Raw genomic sequence first — 1,033 nt, 5'->3', positions numbered from 1 at the left:
GTTTGCGAGCTCGATGAGTTTTCTGGCGACGGCTGTGAGGATCTGTTTGTTGGGTTTTCCAGCGGCTTTAAGGCGTGTTGCGAAGATTTTAAGGTCTGGGTTGTATCGGCTTGCGGTGAGGGCGGCCATGTAGAGGATGTTTCGGACGGGGCCTCTCCCGCCCTGTATGAAGCGTTTTCCGGAGGTTTTTCCGCTGTCGCGGGCAAAGGGGGCAAGGCCTGCGAGGGCGGCGGGGGCCTTGGGGTCAAGCGCCCCGAGTTCGGGCATTTCGGCGAGCAAAGTGGTGCAGGCGACAGGCCCAAGACCGGGGATAGAGCGCAGAAGTCTGGCTTTGCGCGCAAGGTCTGCATGGGCGACGATCCTGGCCTCAAGACGCGCCTCAAGGCTGGCGATTTGGCTGTTGATCAGGGCAAGATGGGCCTGATCAAGGTCAAGGGTCAGGGGGTCATGGGCTTGTTTCATCTGGCAAGCCAGAGCCTTGCGCATCGCGATCAGCTGACGGCGCTTGGCCGACAACACTTTGATTTCTCTGACGGCTTCAGAGGGGAGAGCCCGCCCGGCCTCGGGCTGATCGGCCAGATAGGCGGCAATCATAACCGCATCCTCGGCATCGGTCTTGGCCTGTCGCCCCCGCATCCGACGATAGGCACGCACCCGGGCCGGGGCCAGTTGGCGGGTCTCGAACCCGGCCCGGTCGAGGGCTTCCCAAAGCCCCGCCTCATAGCCCCCCGTCGCCTCAAACCCGATCCGAGGCGGGCCGGGAAGAGCACGCAGAAAGCTTAAGAAAGCCGCGATCCCGGTCGCGTCGGGCACAAAGGCAAAGGGTTTGGAGCTGCCATGAACGGCGGCGAAACAGGTGAATTTGCCCACATCGATGCCGACAAGCGGGCGGGGCTGTGATAGGATCATCATGTTCTCTTCCTTGTGGTTCGGGCCCAGAGCCCATGCAACCGTTCGAGACAGGGATGAGAGCAGATGCCGCCAAGCTACGATCGGGGCCAAACCCCAAGGTCGGGACGGCGCGCAAATGCCC

General features: G+C 62.4%; 1 protein-coding gene. It reads right to left on the bottom strand.

Translation table 11 applies throughout. The features are described 5' to 3' along the window. A partial coding sequence (locus IE095_RS18100) for an IS110 family RNA-guided transposase (RefSeq protein WP_189413675.1) occupies nucleotides 1–912 on the bottom strand: 912 nt, incomplete at its 3' end. Nucleotides 913–1,033: the final 121 nt, after the last annotated feature.

This window comes from Neogemmobacter tilapiae (assembly GCF_014652215.1).
Lineage (GTDB): Bacteria > Pseudomonadota > Alphaproteobacteria > Rhodobacterales > Rhodobacteraceae > Neogemmobacter > Neogemmobacter tilapiae.
This window is presented reverse-complemented; position numbering and strand designations above follow the sequence as displayed.